17 protein-coding genes and 1 tRNA gene are annotated in these 14,567 nt (G+C 64.8%); 8 read left to right on the forward strand and 10 right to left on the reverse strand.

What is annotated here, in order from left to right; all coding sequences use genetic code 11:
- Positions 1-3 precede the first annotated feature (3 nt).
- Complete coding sequence (locus ACY9XZ_RS09420) at positions 4-753, reverse strand: helix-turn-helix domain-containing protein (protein WP_463456773.1); 750 nt, start codon at positions 751-753, stop codon at positions 4-6.
- A gap of 211 nt (positions 754-964) precedes the next feature.
- Between ACY9XZ_RS09420 and ACY9XZ_RS09425 the strand changes: the two genes are divergently transcribed.
- From ACY9XZ_RS09425 to ACY9XZ_RS09435, 3 genes are all read left to right on the forward strand, one after another.
- Positions 965-1,279 (forward strand): hypothetical protein, encoded by a 315-nt coding sequence (locus ACY9XZ_RS09425; RefSeq protein WP_463456774.1) that lies wholly within the window; start codon positions 965-967, stop codon positions 1,277-1,279.
- A gap of 40 nt (positions 1,280-1,319) precedes the next feature.
- On the forward strand, positions 1,320-2,153 hold the full coding sequence (locus ACY9XZ_RS09430) for a deoxyribonuclease IV (protein ID WP_463456775.1): 834 nt from the start codon (positions 1,320-1,322) through the stop codon (positions 2,151-2,153).
- A 148-nt stretch (positions 2,154-2,301) separates the two neighbouring features.
- Positions 2,302-3,048, forward strand: coding sequence for a class I SAM-dependent methyltransferase (locus ACY9XZ_RS09435; RefSeq protein WP_463456840.1), 747 nt, complete (start codon positions 2,302-2,304; stop codon positions 3,046-3,048).
- Here the strand turns inward: ACY9XZ_RS09435 and ACY9XZ_RS09440 are convergent.
- The 4 genes from ACY9XZ_RS09440 to ACY9XZ_RS09455 all read right to left on the reverse strand — a co-directional run bounded on the left by ACY9XZ_RS09440 (position 3,026) and on the right by ACY9XZ_RS09455 (position 5,852).
- Positions 3,026-3,610, reverse strand: a complete 585-nt coding sequence (locus ACY9XZ_RS09440; RefSeq protein ID WP_463456776.1) for a hypothetical protein — start codon at positions 3,608-3,610, stop codon at positions 3,026-3,028. The genes ACY9XZ_RS09435 and ACY9XZ_RS09440 overlap by 23 nt on opposite strands.
- Positions 3,603-4,031 carry a CopD family protein gene (locus ACY9XZ_RS09445; protein ID WP_463456777.1) on the reverse strand — a complete coding sequence of 143 codons (429 nt, stop codon included), beginning with the start codon at positions 4,029-4,031 and terminating at the stop codon, positions 3,603-3,605. The genes ACY9XZ_RS09440 and ACY9XZ_RS09445 overlap by 8 nt, the downstream gene beginning before the upstream one ends.
- Positions 4,032-4,070: 39 nt before the next feature.
- The gene (locus ACY9XZ_RS09450) at positions 4,071-4,859 is read right to left on the reverse strand and encodes a hypothetical protein (RefSeq protein ID WP_463456778.1); all 789 of its coding nucleotides are present in this window, start codon (positions 4,857-4,859) and stop codon (positions 4,071-4,073) included.
- A 348-nt stretch (positions 4,860-5,207) separates the two neighbouring features.
- Positions 5,208-5,852 (reverse strand): DUF7095 family protein, encoded by a 645-nt coding sequence (locus ACY9XZ_RS09455; protein ID WP_463456841.1) that lies wholly within the window; start codon positions 5,850-5,852, stop codon positions 5,208-5,210.
- A gap of 88 nt (positions 5,853-5,940) precedes the next feature.
- Between ACY9XZ_RS09455 and ACY9XZ_RS09460 the strand changes: the two genes are divergently transcribed.
- On the forward strand, positions 5,941-6,966 hold the full coding sequence (locus tag ACY9XZ_RS09460) for a DUF2332 domain-containing protein (protein ID WP_463456779.1): 1,026 nt from the start codon (positions 5,941-5,943) through the stop codon (positions 6,964-6,966).
- A 121-nt stretch (positions 6,967-7,087) separates the two neighbouring features.
- Entirely contained in the window at positions 7,088-8,083 is a 996-nt protein-coding gene (gene ncsA / locus ACY9XZ_RS09465) for a tRNA 2-thiolation protein NcsA (protein WP_463456780.1), read from the forward strand.
- Between the two features lie 117 nt (positions 8,084-8,200).
- Here ncsA and ftsZ read toward each other — a convergent pair whose 3' ends face one another.
- From ftsZ to ACY9XZ_RS09480, 3 genes are all read right to left on the reverse strand, one after another.
- The gene (gene ftsZ / locus ACY9XZ_RS09470; protein ID WP_463456781.1) at positions 8,201-9,436 is read right to left on the reverse strand and encodes a cell division protein FtsZ; all 1,236 of its coding nucleotides are present in this window, start codon (positions 9,434-9,436) and stop codon (positions 8,201-8,203) included.
- A 2-nt stretch (positions 9,437-9,438) separates the two neighbouring features.
- A complete protein-coding gene (locus ACY9XZ_RS09475; protein WP_137683894.1) occupies positions 9,439-9,615 on the reverse strand; it encodes a ribbon-helix-helix domain-containing protein in 177 nt (58 codons plus the stop codon).
- Between the two features lie 237 nt (positions 9,616-9,852).
- A complete protein-coding gene (locus tag ACY9XZ_RS09480) occupies positions 9,853-10,476 on the reverse strand; it encodes a double zinc ribbon domain-containing protein (RefSeq protein ID WP_463456782.1) in 624 nt (207 codons plus the stop codon).
- A 265-nt stretch (positions 10,477-10,741) separates the two neighbouring features.
- Here ACY9XZ_RS09480 and ACY9XZ_RS09485 point away from each other — a divergent pair.
- Both ACY9XZ_RS09485 and ACY9XZ_RS09490 read left to right on the forward strand, forming a co-directional pair.
- Positions 10,742-10,815, forward strand: a tRNA-Tyr gene (locus tag ACY9XZ_RS09485).
- A gap of 440 nt (positions 10,816-11,255) precedes the next feature.
- Positions 11,256-11,762 carry a hypothetical protein gene (locus ACY9XZ_RS09490; RefSeq protein WP_463456783.1) on the forward strand — a complete coding sequence of 169 codons (507 nt, stop codon included), beginning with the start codon at positions 11,256-11,258 and terminating at the stop codon, positions 11,760-11,762.
- A gap of 149 nt (positions 11,763-11,911) precedes the next feature.
- On the opposite strand, the gene ACY9XZ_RS09495 is transcribed toward ACY9XZ_RS09490, so the two are convergent.
- Together ACY9XZ_RS09495 and ACY9XZ_RS09500 are read right to left on the reverse strand one after the other, a co-directional pair.
- Positions 11,912-12,730: a universal stress protein gene (locus tag ACY9XZ_RS09495; RefSeq protein ID WP_463456784.1), complete on the reverse strand. Its 819-nt coding sequence runs from the start codon at positions 12,728-12,730 to the stop codon at positions 11,912-11,914.
- Between the two features lie 242 nt (positions 12,731-12,972).
- Complete coding sequence (locus ACY9XZ_RS09500) at positions 12,973-14,154, reverse strand: pyridoxal-phosphate-dependent aminotransferase family protein (RefSeq protein ID WP_463456785.1); 1,182 nt, start codon at positions 14,152-14,154, stop codon at positions 12,973-12,975.
- A 258-nt stretch (positions 14,155-14,412) separates the two neighbouring features.
- Here ACY9XZ_RS09500 and ACY9XZ_RS09505 point away from each other — a divergent pair, with 258 nt between their 5' ends.
- Positions 14,413-14,562, forward strand: coding sequence for a hypothetical protein (locus ACY9XZ_RS09505; protein WP_463456786.1), 150 nt, complete (start codon positions 14,413-14,415; stop codon positions 14,560-14,562).
- Positions 14,563-14,567: the final 5 nt, after the last annotated feature.

Below are 14,567 nucleotides of genomic sequence, written 5' to 3' on the forward strand. Positions count from 1 at the left end.
CCTTCAGAGCGTTTCCTCGATGAACTGCGAGACGATGCGGTCCTCGGCAGTCCGGAGTTGATACTGCACGGTCGACCGGGGCTCGTCCAGTATCGATGCGAGGTCCTTGACCGAGACCGCTCGGGGCCGCTCGTAGTAGCCATGTGTCACAGCGGCCTTGAGCACCCGCCACTGCTGGGGTGAGAAGTCCGTCGCAACCCGTTCGGTGGCCTTCCAGTTTCCAGCGCTGGTGATGTGAGAAACCGAGAGCGTGACGCCATCGCGGAGGCTCGATTCGATTCTATCGTACACCTCGCCGATGGGATTGGACCCCGGATAGAGAACGCGCCAGCGGTACTCATCGCCGGTCCGCCGGGATTCGAAGATCGTCCCTTCGCTGACGTGCCGGTGAAGGAAACTCGGTAGTGACTGACAGCCGCTGATCTCACGCCGTAGCGTGTACACCGTCCGCGACGTCTCTGTGCGATCCAGCACGTGGTACGTCCGCGTCGTCTCACAGCTCACGACGTCGAAACACTCGTTACAGCGGTCCTCGTCCAGAAAGACCTCGTCGAACGCACGCAGGGCCTCGGGCGTCCCTTTCGCGTGGTCGAGTCGCCACATGTGGTCGTCACCGACGAAGATGGCCGACGACCACACGGAGAGACTTTCGTGCTGCCGGAACACGTCCATCAGGCTATCGGCACCTGCGTCGAACTCCAAGACGAACTCGAACTCGCGCGTTTCGTCTACTGCGGCCTGTGTCTCAGTCATTTGGCTAGTACTAATTTAGTAGACTCGCTATAAGTCGGTTACTGGCCCACCAAGTTCACTCGACTTTTCTTAGTTGGCTTTTGATTAAGCGACAGTAGTCGATCGACTGTGACCGCACGCCGCTAATAATGGGGCTACGGAAGCGGACTAGCGGCCAGTCCTGACAACAGAGCTACGTCATCGTTTTGTGGGGACCCGGCCAAGCAGTGACATGGTCTCGTCCCCCGCTGATGACAGCCCTGCCGACGCCGCCGACCCCCGGGCAACCGACGGCCGCGTCGCACAGCTTTCCGAGGAAGAACTGTACGCGATTGTCCGTATCGCAGCCGAGGACGCGGTGCTCGGTGCGCTCGGCACGCTCATGCTGGTCGGCATCGGACTCGTTCTGATTGCCACCGGTGCGTCCGCGCTGCTGGCGGCTGTGACACCAGTCACGGTGCTCGTCTCCGTTGTGGTCATCGGCTTCGGCACGTATCTCGTCGCGTCGAGTCTCGGCGTGATTCCGCCCGCCCGCGAGTGGCTCTGACTCCGGAACCTCTTTTGTCGGGCATCACTGACCGGTGTGCATGGTACGAGTCGGGGCACACACCTCTATCGCCGGCGGCGTCTACAACGCCGTCGAGGAACAGGTCGAGTACAGCGGCAACTGCGGGCAGATATTCTCCCACTCGCCGCAGGTCTGGCAGGACCCGAACATCGACGACGACGAGGCCGAGCAGTTCCGTGACCTCGCGGCCGACCACGGCGTCGGCCCGTGGGTCATCCACTCGTCGTACCTGGTCAACCTCTGTACGCCCAAAGACGACCTCCGCGAGAAGTCCCTCGATTCGATGCAAAAGGAGGTCGACGCCGCCGCGAAGCTGGGCATCGAGTACGTCAACGTCCACCTCGGCGCCCACACCGGCGCGGGCGTCGACGGCGGCCTGGACAACGCGGCAAGCGTGCTGGACGACCTCGACATCCCCGAGGGCGTCACCGTGCTGGTCGAGTCCGACGCCGGCAGCGGGACGAAACTCGGCGGCCAGTTCGAGCACCTGGCGACGGTTCGGGAACGAACTGACCAGGACATCGAGTTCTGTCTCGACACGGCCCACATGTTCGCCGCGGGCTATGACCTCTCGACGCCCGAAGCCGTCGACGAGACGCTCGCGGCGTTCGACGAGGTCGTCGGCTTCGAAGACCTGGCCTGCGTCCACCTCAACGACTCCAAACACGAGTGTGGCACGAACAAGGACGAACACGCCCACATCGGCGAGGGCCAGATCGGCGAGGACGGCATGCGCGCGTTCGTCAACCACGACGCAATCCGCGACGTGCCGCTGGTGCTCGAGACGCCGACCGAGAATGGCAAGAGCTTCGCCTGGAACATCGAGCGCGTCAAAGAGCTACGCGACGAATAGCCGTCGCTACCAACTGCGGCGTAGCCGATCTTCTCGACTCTGTAGGGAAGTTCGAGCGCGTTCGACCGCGGTACTTTTGGGGACGACTCGACTCTGAGGAACTGTGCGCAGGTTCTCCGCCGACTATCTCGAAACGACTCGCCGGGGGATGTGGGCCGACTCCCGCGCGGCGCTCTCGGACCTGCAGCTGGGCGAGTGCGAGCGGGTCCTCGACGTGGGCTGTGGGACCGGCGAACTGACACGCGTCCTCCGCGAGGAGACCGACGGGACCGTCGTCGGTCTCGACGCCGATACGGACCTACTGGCCGCCGCCGGCGGTCCGACCGTCTGCGGCGACGCCACGCGGCTCCCCTTTGCCGACGACAGCTTCGACCTGGTGGTGTGTCAGGCGCTGCTCATCAACCTCCCTGACCCCGAGGTCGCGGTTCGGGAGTTCGCTCGCGTCGCCACCGACCGGGTGGCCGCCATCGAGCCGAACAACGCCGCCGTCACCGTCGAGTCGACCGTCGACGCGGAGCCGGTACTGGCCCGCCGCGCTCGCCGGCTGTTCCTCGACGGCGTCCGGACGGACGTCACCCTCGGCAGCGACGCCGCCGACGTGTTCCGCGACGCGGGGCTGTCCGTCGTCTCGACGGCGCAGTACGACCAGGAGCAACGCATCGAGCCGCCCTACGACGACGCGGCGATGCAGGCCGCCCAGCGGAAAGCGACCGGGACCGGGCTGGCCCACGACCGCGAGACGATTCTCAACGGCGAGGCCACGCCCGCCGAGTACGACGCGCTCCGGGAGCGCTGGCGGTCGATGGGCCGGGACGTGATCGAGCAGATGCAGGACGAATCTTACGAGCGCCGCGAGACGGTACCGTTCTTCGTCACCGTTGGTGCGGTTCCGTGACGCGCTCGGTCTCGACTTCGGGGAGCAGATGGCCCGCCAATCCGTACACCACGATATCCAGCAGGCTGGCGACCAGTCCGACGACGCCGCCGACGACAGCGGCGACACCGGCCCCGATGAGCGCGACGAGGACCACCGCCTGGAGACGGACCCCGCCGCTCTGGATCGTCGGCACGAGCGCCACCGCGAACAGTCCCAGCAGGAACGCGACGCCGGTGACACAGCCGGCCGCAACTCCGTGGAGCACGAGGGTCCGTAGCGGGGCGTCCCCGAGTGCGACCCGGCTGTTGACCCACCGGACCGCGAGGACGAACAGCGCCCAGAGATAGCAGAAGACGGCCACCCCGACGAGGGTGTTCAGCCCGTCGAGCAGGTCGGCGAGGCTACCGCTCGCGTGGGCGGCGAGAACGCCGAAGAGGACGAACAGGGCGGTGTCGAACGTGGCGAGCGTCCACGTCACGAGCGACACCGGTCGCGTGGCGGCCAGTTCGGCGTCACGCACTGGCTCGCTCTCGGTCGCCGGCTTGCTAACCGCTGTTTCATCACGCCGGTCTTCAGCCATGTGCGAGAACCTCCGCGAGGACGACGATGCCCAGGAGGACGGCCGCTGTCGCGCCGTATGCCCGCGAAAGCGTTCGCCGAAGGGCCGCGGAGAGGTCGCCGGACGCCTCGCGGTCGCTGGCCTGAACGAGGAGGAGCGTGCGGACGACCGACCCGACGACGAGGGCGACGACGACGGTGAGTTTCACCAGCAGGGTCCGTCCCCAGTCGGTTCCGGGACCCGGTGGCCCGAGCGCGCCGAGGTTCCCGACGCCGGTGAACACGAGCACGCCGACGCCGCCCCAGAACAGCCACTCGAACTGTCGCGCGGGCGCGAGCGAGACGATAGCGCCGTTCCGATAACTGTACCAGAGGACGGTCGTGCCGCCGACGAGGGCTGCCATCGCGAGCACGTGGAGGGTCCGAATCGGGAGGGCCGCCATAGCTGTCGCTTCACCCGCAGGTCGCAAAGAATACGGGGGTCAGCCAGACTGGTCGATTGTCACGACGCCCTCGCCCGTCGCCACGTTGTACCGCGTCGACGGGTCGACGGTCAGGCTGACGACGCCGCTGTCGAGCGCGGCCGGCCGCTCGAACCTGGTGACCGTCGACCGGGCGGTGAAGTCCTCCGTGTATACGCAGGGCTGCGTGTAACAGCCGAACGCGTGGACGCCGTCCGCTGTCTCCTCGATGCGTTTCAGGTGGGGGACGATCGACCCGGAGCCCCAGCCGGTCTGGACGACGAGGACGGCGTGGCTCCCGAAGTCGGTGTCGGCGGCGAGGCTGTAGGCGTCACCGCTGTCGTCCTCGAACCGGTCGATGTCGTCGGCGTCCGTCAGCAGCGTCGCGTAGAGCTGGTCGTCGGTGTTGTCGTCGGCGAACTCCAGCCCCTCGTCGGCGAACAGCGTCCCTCGGGTCGACACCTGCTCGAACGACAGCGACGGCTCGGCGGGCATGTTCGCACAGAGATACAGCGGGTCGCGGTCGCCCTCGCCGGAGCCGTCGACGTCGCACTCGATGTCCTCGATATCGTACGGTGGCGTATCGACCCGATCCAGGTCGTCGGGCAGCCCGTCCGGCGTGTCCGTCGGCGTTTCGTCATCGGTGGCCGTCTCCGTCTCGGTGCCGGTATCGGTTCCGGGCGACGGATGCGTGCGTGTTTCCGAGCCGCCGTCGCCGCTGCCGTTCCTACCCGGTGCGAGACAGCCAGTCAGCGCCCCCATCGTCACGCTGCCGACCAGCCCCAGGGTCGCTCGTCGCGTTCGTTTCATACGACTGCCTTCTCCTGGCGAGGGTGTAGCCCTTCTGTACGCTCAAAACATCGTTGTAGTTGCCCACCGGGTGGAACCGCCGCAGGTAACGCCCCACGCCCCCGACAGACCCTTGCAAGGGGAGCGGCTACGAAGACACGTGCGGACTCACGCTTCCCTATGATACCACCGCTCGTCCGCCGCTGTCCCGAATGTCGACACGTGACCTGGAGCCGTCGGTTCGCCGCCGTGGATGACGGTAAAAGTGGCTCGCGGCTCGTCGAGTGTCCCGCCTGCGGACACCGGTTTGCCACGGTCGACGCGCCCTGGCTGCAGTAGGTCGGCCTGCCGGCTTCCGCGTGTGACTGCCTACACCACGTCGCCTCGAACCGTCGCCCCCTCCTGCTGTGCCCGGTACGCCTTGACCGCGTCGGCGGCGTCGCCGGCCTCCGTCTCGTCCATCCCGAGCATCGACAGCGACTGGGTCAGCGTCGGGAAGATGAACTCGTTGTCCCGGAGTTTCCGGAAGGCCTCCGGCGACCGCTCGCCGTCGATCCACAGGCAGGCCCCGCGCGGGTCCAGTATCTGCTCGTAGTCGTTTCGCAGCTTCGCCCCCTTGAGCCGCTGGGTGACGTTGTCCTCGAAGGAGGCGTTGCACACTTCCAGATGGACCGGCTCGTCGTCCTCCAGGAGGTGGGCGGCCAGGCACTTCTCGGGCGCGGCGTGGCCGTTGGCGTTCGCGCGGATGTACTCGGGATGCTCGTCGGCCCACGCGGCGCGGACGGTCTTGCCGACGCCGTCGACGCCGTGACTGCGCTGGAACTCCGCGGCGCGCTCCGGGGCGTCCTTGAACAGGATGTCCTTGGTGACGTACACGTCCAGTCGTTCGACCGGGTCTAGCCCGAGCGCGGCGTCGCCGTACACCCACACCTCCCGGACCGGGACCGGCATCGTCTCCTCCTCGACCGTCGTGACGATTTCTTCGACCCGCTCGACTGCCTCCGGACGGTCCATACTCATTGCCGTCTCTACCAGTCGAGCGGCCTAAACACTGACTCTCCGGAGGCAAACACTGATGGCGTCGTGCTGTCTCTGGACCGACATGCCCGCCCTCCAGACGCAGTTCCGGGACCTGGCGACGTGGGCCGAAGACACCTCCCCGCTGTACGCCCTCCTCTGCCGGGAAGCTGCTGAAGACCCCGCTCTTCTCGACCTCGCGGCGACCGTTCCCGAGGGTCGCCAGGCACCCCATCTCCTGCTGGCGGCGGTTCACTATTTGCTCGACCGGAACCCCGACCATCGGTTGGCCAAGTACTACCCGAGCATCGTCGGAGACCCGCGAGAACCGGATGACGAGTGCCTCCCTGCCTTCCGGGAGTTTTGTCTCGACCACGCCGACGACATCCGGCCGCTCCTGCGGACTCGGCGCACGCAGACGAACGCGGTGCGGCGCAGCGCAGTCCTCTATCCGGCCATCACGCAGGTGGCCCGCGCCGCTGACGGGCCGCTCGCGCTGGTGGAACTCGGCCCCAGTGCCGGCCTGAATCTCCTGTTCGACCGCTACCGCTACGACTACGACGGCCGCGTAGTCGGCGACAGCGGCTCGCCGGTCATCATCGAGAGCAGCGTCCGGGGCGGCGACCCGCCGCTGCCGGAGACACCGTCCGAGATTCGCTCTCGGGTCGGTATCGACCGCAATCCGCTGGACGTAACAGACGACGGCGACCGTGGCTGGCTCCGCGCGCTCATCTGGCCGGAACACGAGGAGCGTCGCGCCGTGCTGGACGGTGCGTTGTCAATCGCCCGGGACGACCCGCCGCGGTTGATCGAGGGCGATATGCTCGATGACTTGCCGGCGGTGCTCGATGGTATCCCGGACGACGTGCCGGTCTGCGTATTCAATACGCTCGTCCGCTATCAGGTGCCGGAGCAACTGAGCGAAGCGTTATCAGCGTTCCTCGAAGACCAGATGGCCGAGCGGCCGCTGCACTGGCTCACCGGCCGTCGGGATCTCTCCGGCGGCGAGTCGGTGGCGCTGGACTGGAACCGCCGGACCGGCGACGACATCGAGACGACACACCTCGTCGACTACGAGCCCCACGGTGCGTGGCTGTCGTGGCGGCCCTGAGTTCGCGGCCAAGCCATCGATGGTTACGACTCGATGCCGCCTCTGACAGCGTCGCTATGACTTGTCGTCCCGGAGCCGAGACGAAACCCCTTCACCACTGCGGCCACGACTACTCGTCACGATGGAGTGCGACAAATGCGGCGAGAACGCGGTGTTACACGCGGCCTATTCCGGGCTTCACCTCTGTGAGTCCCATCTCTGCCGAGCGGTCACGAAACGGGTTCGTCGTCGCATCCGCGAGGACGGCCTCGTGTCCGACGACGCCACTGTCGAGGACCCCGAGACGTGGGTCATCGGCCTTTCGGGCGGGAAAGACAGCGTCGTCCTCACGCAGATTCTGTATGACACGTTCGCCGAGGACCCCCGTATCGAACTGGTTGCGCTTTCTATTCACGAGGGTATCGAGGGCTACCGAGACGCGAGTCTGGAGGCCTGCGAGGAACTGACCGACGACCTCGGCATCGAACACGTCACCGTCTCCTACGCCGACGAGTTCGGCGTCCAGATGGACGATGTCGTCGAGGACGACCCGGAGGGGATGGCCGCCTGCGCCTACTGCGGCGTGTTCCGCCGCGATCTGCTCTCGAAGTACGCCGAGGAACTCGACGCCGACAAACTGCTGACCGGCCACAACCTCGATGACGAGGCCGAGACGGCGCTGATGAACTTCCTCGAAGGCGATATCTCACAGATCGCCAAACACTTCGAGGCGTCGCTCGGGCCGTTCGACTCCGCTGCCGACGCGCCTACGGAACAAACCCGCGATGCTCAGGATCACCACATCCCGCGGGCGAAGCCCCTCCGTGACATCCCCGAGAAGGAGGTCGCGCTGTACGCCCGCTTTCAGGACCTCCCGGCACACATCACCGAATGTCCCCACGCCGAGGAGGCCTACCGCGGGGAGATACAGGAACTCATGCTCGGGCTGGAGGAGAATCACCCCGGCACGCGCCACTCGATTATGGCCGGATACGAGAAGCTCGCTGCGCTGGCCGCCGACACCTACGGTGGCGAGAACAGCGACACCGACTACGGCGAGTGTGACAACTGCGGCGCGCCGACGGCGCGGGACCTCTGTCGGAAGTGCAATCTGCTGGACGCGCTGGAAGCGGTCTGACGCGTACGTTGTCTGACACTGCGACGAATCTGTTCTGCCCGCCATCGCACCGGACACACCGCGCACGTCTCGCGTCGCTCGTGGCTGTAGAAACCGAAAGAAAAACCGCGGACGTCGCTACTTGTTCGTCCGGATGACGTCGAGTCCGTTGTTCTTCTCGCGCTGGTCCTGCCCGCCGTCGGTCTCGCTGTAGCCGGCGTTGCGACCGCCGCTGTTCCGACCGCCGCTCGGATCGGGACTGTCGAAGCTCTCGACGTTGTCCGAGGCGTCGAAGGACGTGTCGTCGCCGACTTCCTGGATCGCCTCGCGGGACTTGTTGGCCTGCTTCTGGGTCGTCGGACCGAGCACCTGAGCGGACTGGACGCCGGTCATGATGGCCATGACCCGCACCTTGCCCTTGTACTCTTCCTGAATCCGTGCGCCCCAGATGACGTTGGCGTTGGCCTCAAGCCGCTCGGTGATGTTCTGGGCGATGCCCTCGGCCTCCTTCAGTGTGAGGTCCGGGCCGCCGGTGATGTGGACCAGGCCGCCGCTCGCGCCGCGGTAGTCCACGTCGAGCAGCGGGTGGTTCATCGCGTCCTTGACGACCTCTTCGGTCTTGTTCTTGTCCTGGGTCTCGCCGACCAGCATCACCGCGACGCCGCCCTGGTTCATGATGGATGTCATGTCGGCGTAGTCGAGGTTGATGAGGCTCGGCTGGGTGATGGTCTCGGAAATGCCCTTGACGGTCTCGGCGATGATCTGGTCCATCACGGAGAACGCCTTGCCGATGGGCAGGTTCGGGACGTAATCGAGCAGGCGGTTGTTGTCCAGCACGATGATGGAGTCCGCTTCGTTGCGGAGCTTCTCCAGGCCTTCCTCGGCCTTGACCGTGCGGGCCCGCTCGACGTTGAACGGCGTCGACACCATGCCGACGACGATTGCGCCCTGCTCCTTGGCGATCTTCGAGACGACGGGGGCGGCACCCGTCCCGGTCCCGCCACCCATACCGGCGGTGACGAACACGAGGTCAGCGTCGCCCAGCACTTCCTTGATAGTGCCCTGTGCCATCTCCGTGGCGCGCTCGCCCATGGATGGGTCGCCACCGGCACCGAGGCCGTTGGTAAGGGACTTGCCGACCAGAATCTTCGTGTCGGCTTCGATCATCTTGAGGTGCTGTTTGTCCGTGTTGATGGCCACGGTGTCGGCGCCCTCGACGCCGATGTTGTACAGGCGGTTGACCGTGTTGTTGCCGGCGCCACCACAGCCGACGATGACGATGCGGGGGTCTCCGAACCCGTCGACGTCCTCGTCGGACATCTTCTGCTGTTCCTGCTCGTCGCGTTCGAGGGCCTCGTTGACGATATCCTGCATCGTTACACCTTGGCCCAGGACCGCTTCTTCTCGGAGGTTTGCTCGGAGCCTTCCTCGGCGAGCATCTCCCGAACCGCCGAGCGAATCGCTTCGCTCCGATTGGGGTACTCGCCCGTCTCGACCATCTGTTCGACCTCTTCAATCTGCTGCTTCGGAATCCGTAGTGTCACACGCTCCATGTTTGGTAGTTTCCCCTTGGGTAAGACGGCCCGGACGGGAGCTGTTTACGACCCGCCCGAGTGTTTACACAGCGAAACCGCAGTACGAAGGGGGCATCCCCTCGCGTTCGCCGCTGTGTAAGACGACCGTCTTACGCAGAATAAACCACTGACCCTGATGTATTAAAACTTACGGGCAGTGTCATACACTCGCCCGTTTACTCCGTTTCAGGGTGTGTATGGCGTGTAAACGCCACTTTAGGTCTGATCGAGCACATCCGCTGCTGGGGTCCGTCTGCCACAACTGGGGCAGAACCCCCAGTCCGACCGGAGTTCATCGCCGCAGTCACAGAACACTCGGCGGGACGCTTTCTCACCGCAGTTCGGGCAGTAAACGTGGTCAGATCCCAGGTTTTCACCACATTGCGCGCACGTCTTACGTTCCTCCGTGTCGGTTCGATCCGGTGTTTCCGCCTCTGTCTTACGCCGTTCCGTGTCAGCTGTTTGACTGTCTGCTCGGGTCTGCCCGCCCTCAGCGCTTGTCCCACGGTCAGCAGCGCGCTGACGGTCGGTTTCGGCGTTCGCTGCTCCCGCACCTACGCCGTCTAACGAGATGTTTACGTTGACATCCTGCGGTTGCGAACGGCGTTGTCGCGTTTGCAGCCGGTCGGCGATGATGCTGTCGACACGTTCCTCGATGAGCTCGTCGATCGTCTCGGCGTCGGTCACGGTCTCCGACGCCGCCGGTGATTCCGACGCTGACGGTGACGCGTCTCCGAGATACTCCCGGAGCGCCTCGCGCATGACCTCGCTCTTCGAGGCGTCGAACGCCTCCAGTTGGTCGATGAGGTCATCGTCAGCACGGAACGTTATTTTACTCATCGGGCTCGGTGAAGGTATTATACATGATGGTATTTTAATCTTCCCGCGCTGTCTGACGCCCGTCAGCTACCGGCATGACGCGACAATCTCTTCCCGGTCGAATATCGCCCGTAGGCCGCCCTGACCCGTCTATCGACCACCGAAAGCGGGGGTCAGACGTGTCTGACACCGGCCGGTGTGTCACTCCGCGTCGTGTGACCGTCCGGCGCACCCTCTGCGAATAACAATCCTTAAGTCTGGACGGCGGGGTATTTTCGGGTGTCGACCGCCCTTAGCTCAGACTGGTAGAGCAGTCGACTGTAGATCGACTTGTCCCCCGTTCAAATCGGGGAGGGCGGACTTGGTTTTCAGCCGAATCGTAGTCGACTGTAGATCGACTTGTCCCCCGTCCTCGTGAGCGAAGCGAACGAGGGCTCGGAAGGCGCGCGCATCGGAGCGAGCCCGTCTTCCGGCGTTCAAATCGGGGAGGGGACTTGGTTTTCCGCGAATCTTCGAACGAGACCGTGAGCGGTAAGCACGCCAACTGAGCCGATTTGAGCCTGGAAGTCGTAGCGGCCGAGCAAGGCGAGGCCGACCGTTTTTCTCCGTTCAAATCGGGGAAGGCGGACTTGCCCTTCCAGCGATCGAGAGACGACAGTCCAAAGCACACTGTCCACGGCTTCTCCGCTGTCCAGGTAAGAAATGTCTGTGCCGGACGACCCCCCTGCACTTTCTATCACAAGGATAATACACTTCCCCGTGTCGTCCGACTCTAAAACCGGGTTACAATGAAGATTCCAATGCCGAAAGGGACGTCTGAGTCCTCGGAACGATTCGAAAGCGACCGAGTCGAGGAGGCGGTGATAGAGGCGATCAAGGAGTCAAACGACAAGACCATCGAGATCAGGCCAGCGGACAAGTCGAAAGGCGGGGGGATATCACGGGTGCTGTTGTTCGTCGGCGCTGCGATCGGGCTTAGCTACTGGATGCGGAAGTCACAGAAGCCAAAGGAGATATTCCGGAGAGCAAAAAACAAGACCGCCGGTCGGACCGAGGAGATATCCGAACAGGCCGCAGATCGGACCGAAGAGATGTCCGAACGAGCTGCTAATCGGACCGAAGAGATGTCCGAACAGGCCGCCGAGACGATCCAGGAAGGCGGCGAGGCGGTGGCCGAGCGTGTCGAGGAGGGGTCACAGGAAGCCGGAAAGGAGCTCCAGATGAAGGGCGAGGAGGCCGCCGAAGCGACGGAAAAGGCCGGGGAGGAGGCCGCGAAGAAAGCCGACGAGGACGGAAGTAACTACTGACGGTGAGAGTGCGTGTCGGCGCTCCGTCCGCTCGGGGCTTTTCTTGAGCGACCCACTCCGAGAGATATCCCGACTAGAGTACTGTGCATTCAAATCGGGGAGGACGGACCTGGTTTTCAGACCCGCACAACCCGGACGACTGGAGACGGTCAGCCGGTGAGCGTGACCGGGCGGTCGGAAGCGAGCATGATGTCCTGCGTGGTGCTCCCGAGGAGGACACTCGCGATACCCGACCGCTTGCGTCCGCCCATGACGATGCTGTCGGCATCGCGGTCAGTTGCGGCATCGAGTATCTTCCGTCCGACCTCGCCGCCGACAGCGACGCGTTCGACGGGAATCCCCTCCGCTTCCAGTTGCTCGGCGGCAGTGACAGCGGCGTCGACGTCCTCGAACTCGTGCGGTGGTGCCCCTTTGTAATCCTGATGTGGGAACACGAAGAGAACCGTCGCCTCGACTGACTCGGGCGCGTTGGGAAGAGAGGCCAGGTACTCAGCCTGGTTTCGTGCTCGCTCTTCGCTCGCATCGACCGGGACGAGCACCTGCCGTGTCCCCTCCCCGAGCACGACGCTCTCGCCCGTGATCGTGACCGGCCTGTCGGCCGAGAGCAGCACGTCCTGTGCAGTGCTCCCGAGCAGGACTTTCGAGACGCCCGACCGCTTGCGTCCGCCGACGACGATCTCATCACTGTCCAGTTCAGTCGCGGTCCGGACGATCTGTTGGGCAACGCCGCCGTCGTCAACCATCCGAGTCACCGGAACGCCGGCTTCCGCCAGTTGGTCGGCCGCCTGGACGGCGGCGTCTACGTCACCGAACTCCACCTCGTCGGCATCGGCGAATTCGTCGGGCGGCATCACGTAGAGGACCGTCGCCTCGACAGTGTCACTGGCATCCGGGAGCCGCGAGACGTATCTCGCCTGACTCGTGGCGCGCGCTTCGTCTCTATCAACGGGTATGAGTACACTGTACATCACATGTGGAAGTGTTATCTGAAGTGAATTAAAGCATGACATACATTCCCGCGGAATAAGAACCCAACTTCGGCAGGCCACGTCGACTGCCCGGACGGCAGGGTTCGTCCCGCTGGAACGGGTCCGGAGCAGTCGATGCCACGGCTCTCGAAACAAAGCGGAAGCGACGGGGGTGCGATGTCCGTTGCCGATGGCCCCGGCAGGGTCTCGAACCGGACCGCCGGTGTCGGCTCAGCGTGGCGTCAGAACCGCTCGCTCATCGCCGCCAGTCCGGCGTCCACGTCAACGGCCGCACCCTGCTCGCGCAGCGCGTTGCCCAGCGCCGCGAGCAGGTAGCTGACGTTCTGTCGTCGGGCCGAGTGGCCCATGCAACCGATGCGCCAGATGTCGCCCTCCAGCGCGCCCAGCCCGCTAGCGATTTCGAGGTCGTACTCCTCAAGCAAGTGCTGGATGACCGCGCCGTCGTCGACGCCGTCGGGCACGCGGACGGTGTTCAGGCTCGGGAGCCAGAAGTCATCGGGGGCGTTCATCTCCAGTCCCATCCCCTCGACGCCGGCTTTCAGCGCGCCAGCGACGTGCAGGTGGCGGTCCCAGCGGTCTTCGATGCCTTCCTCGGCGACGAGACGAAGCGCCTCACGGAGCGCGTAGACGTTCGTGATGGGTGCGGTGTGGTGGTAGGCGCGCTCGTCACCCCAGTACCCCTCCAGCAGCGAGATATCCAGATACCACGAGCGAGCCTCGGACTCACGGGAGAGGACTTTGTCCATCGCGTCGTCGTTGAGCGTGAGCGGGCTCGCGCCGGGCGGACAGGAGAGGCACTTCTGGGGGCCGGAGTAGGCCACGTCGATGCCCCACTCGTCGACGCGGAGTTCGACGCCGCCCAGCGAGGTGACGCTGTCGGCGATGACCAGTGCGTCGTTCGCGTGGGCGATGTCCGTCAGTTCGGGAACGGACGGCTGGAGGACGCCGGTGCTGGTCTCGGCGTGAACGAACCCGAACACGTCCGGGCTGTGCTGGGCGAATGCATCTTCGACCGCCGCGGGATCGAGCGGCTGGCCCCACGCCGCGTCGACGGTGACCACGTCGCCGCCAGCACGCCGGGCCATGCTCGCCATCCGGTCGCCGAAGTAGCCGTTCGTCGGGACGAGCATCGTATCGCCCGGTTCGACGACGTTGCCGATGGCCGCCTCCATCGCCGCGGAGCCGGTGCCCGAAACCGGAATCGTCCACTTGTTGTCCGTCCGGAACGTGTACCGGAGGAGGTCCTGGACCTCGTCCATGATCTCGATGAACGAGGGGTCGAGGTGGCCGACCAGCGGCGTGCTCATCGCCTTGAGTACGCGCGGGTGTACATCGCTCGGGCCAGGACCCATCAGCGTTCGGTCCGGCGGTGTCAACTCACCGACAGCAGGTGGTTCGTCCATACCGTGTGTTACCCGGTGACTGGGTTTTAAATGCCGCGGTCAGGGCTCTCTGGTCAGTTCGAGGGCGGTCCCACGGCTCCACTAGGATGGCAGTTCTCCGGCTCCGAAAGTATAAACGAATCTTCATTCCCTTCCATCAGGCACCAGTAGGCATCTCCCCTACCCATAATCACAATCGCAAGACGGCGTCGATACGGAGCGCGTGAACGATCTGCCCTGTTTTTACTCTCGTACTGCCAAGGGAGCGTGTGGTCGTCGATGGGATTGTTCGATAACGCCGTGTCCCCTGGGGAGGAACCGAGCGGCCGATACACCTGTCTGGTGTGTCGGGCGTCGTTCGACGTTCAGTACCACTCCTGTCCGGACTGCGGTGCGTACGACATCCGCCGGACGAAGTGGCTCACGTAGCCCCC

The organism is Haloarcula sp. HT12 (assembly GCF_055271655.1).

Coding starts and splice junctions, on each gene's coding strand:
- ACY9XZ_RS09430 (WP_463456775.1), top strand. CDS start 1,320: ATGGTACGAGTCGGGGCACACACCTCTATCGCCGGCGGCGTCTACAAC.
- ACY9XZ_RS09450 (WP_463456778.1), bottom strand. CDS start 4,859: ATGAAACGAACGCGACGAGCGACCCTGGGGCTGGTCGGCAGCGTGACG.
- ftsZ (WP_463456781.1), bottom strand. CDS start 9,436: ATGCAGGATATCGTCAACGAGGCCCTCGAACGCGACGAGCAGGAACAG.
- ACY9XZ_RS09425 (WP_463456774.1), top strand. CDS start 965: ATGGTCTCGTCCCCCGCTGATGACAGCCCTGCCGACGCCGCCGACCCC.
- ACY9XZ_RS09505 (WP_463456786.1), top strand. CDS start 14,413: ATGGGATTGTTCGATAACGCCGTGTCCCCTGGGGAGGAACCGAGCGGC.
- ACY9XZ_RS09420 (WP_463456773.1), bottom strand. CDS start 753: ATGACTGAGACACAGGCCGCAGTAGACGAAACGCGCGAGTTCGAGTTC.
- ACY9XZ_RS09475 (WP_137683894.1), bottom strand. CDS start 9,615: ATGGAGCGTGTGACACTACGGATTCCGAAGCAGCAGATTGAAGAGGTC.
- ACY9XZ_RS09490 (WP_463456783.1), top strand. CDS start 11,256: ATGCCGAAAGGGACGTCTGAGTCCTCGGAACGATTCGAAAGCGACCGA.
- ACY9XZ_RS09445 (WP_463456777.1), bottom strand. CDS start 4,031: ATGGCGGCCCTCCCGATTCGGACCCTCCACGTGCTCGCGATGGCAGCC.
- ACY9XZ_RS09435 (WP_463456840.1), top strand. CDS start 2,302: ATGTGGGCCGACTCCCGCGCGGCGCTCTCGGACCTGCAGCTGGGCGAG.
- ACY9XZ_RS09500 (WP_463456785.1), bottom strand. CDS start 14,154: ATGGACGAACCACCTGCTGTCGGTGAGTTGACACCGCCGGACCGAACG.
- ncsA (WP_463456780.1), top strand. CDS start 7,088: ATGGAGTGCGACAAATGCGGCGAGAACGCGGTGTTACACGCGGCCTAT.
- ACY9XZ_RS09460 (WP_463456779.1), top strand. CDS start 5,941: ATGCCCGCCCTCCAGACGCAGTTCCGGGACCTGGCGACGTGGGCCGAA.
- ACY9XZ_RS09495 (WP_463456784.1), bottom strand. CDS start 12,730: ATGTACAGTGTACTCATACCCGTTGATAGAGACGAAGCGCGCGCCACG.
- ACY9XZ_RS09480 (WP_463456782.1), bottom strand. CDS start 10,476: ATGAGTAAAATAACGTTCCGTGCTGACGATGACCTCATCGACCAACTG.
- ACY9XZ_RS09455 (WP_463456841.1), bottom strand. CDS start 5,852: ATGGACCGTCCGGAGGCAGTCGAGCGGGTCGAAGAAATCGTCACGACG.
- ACY9XZ_RS09440 (WP_463456776.1), bottom strand. CDS start 3,610: ATGGCTGAAGACCGGCGTGATGAAACAGCGGTTAGCAAGCCGGCGACC.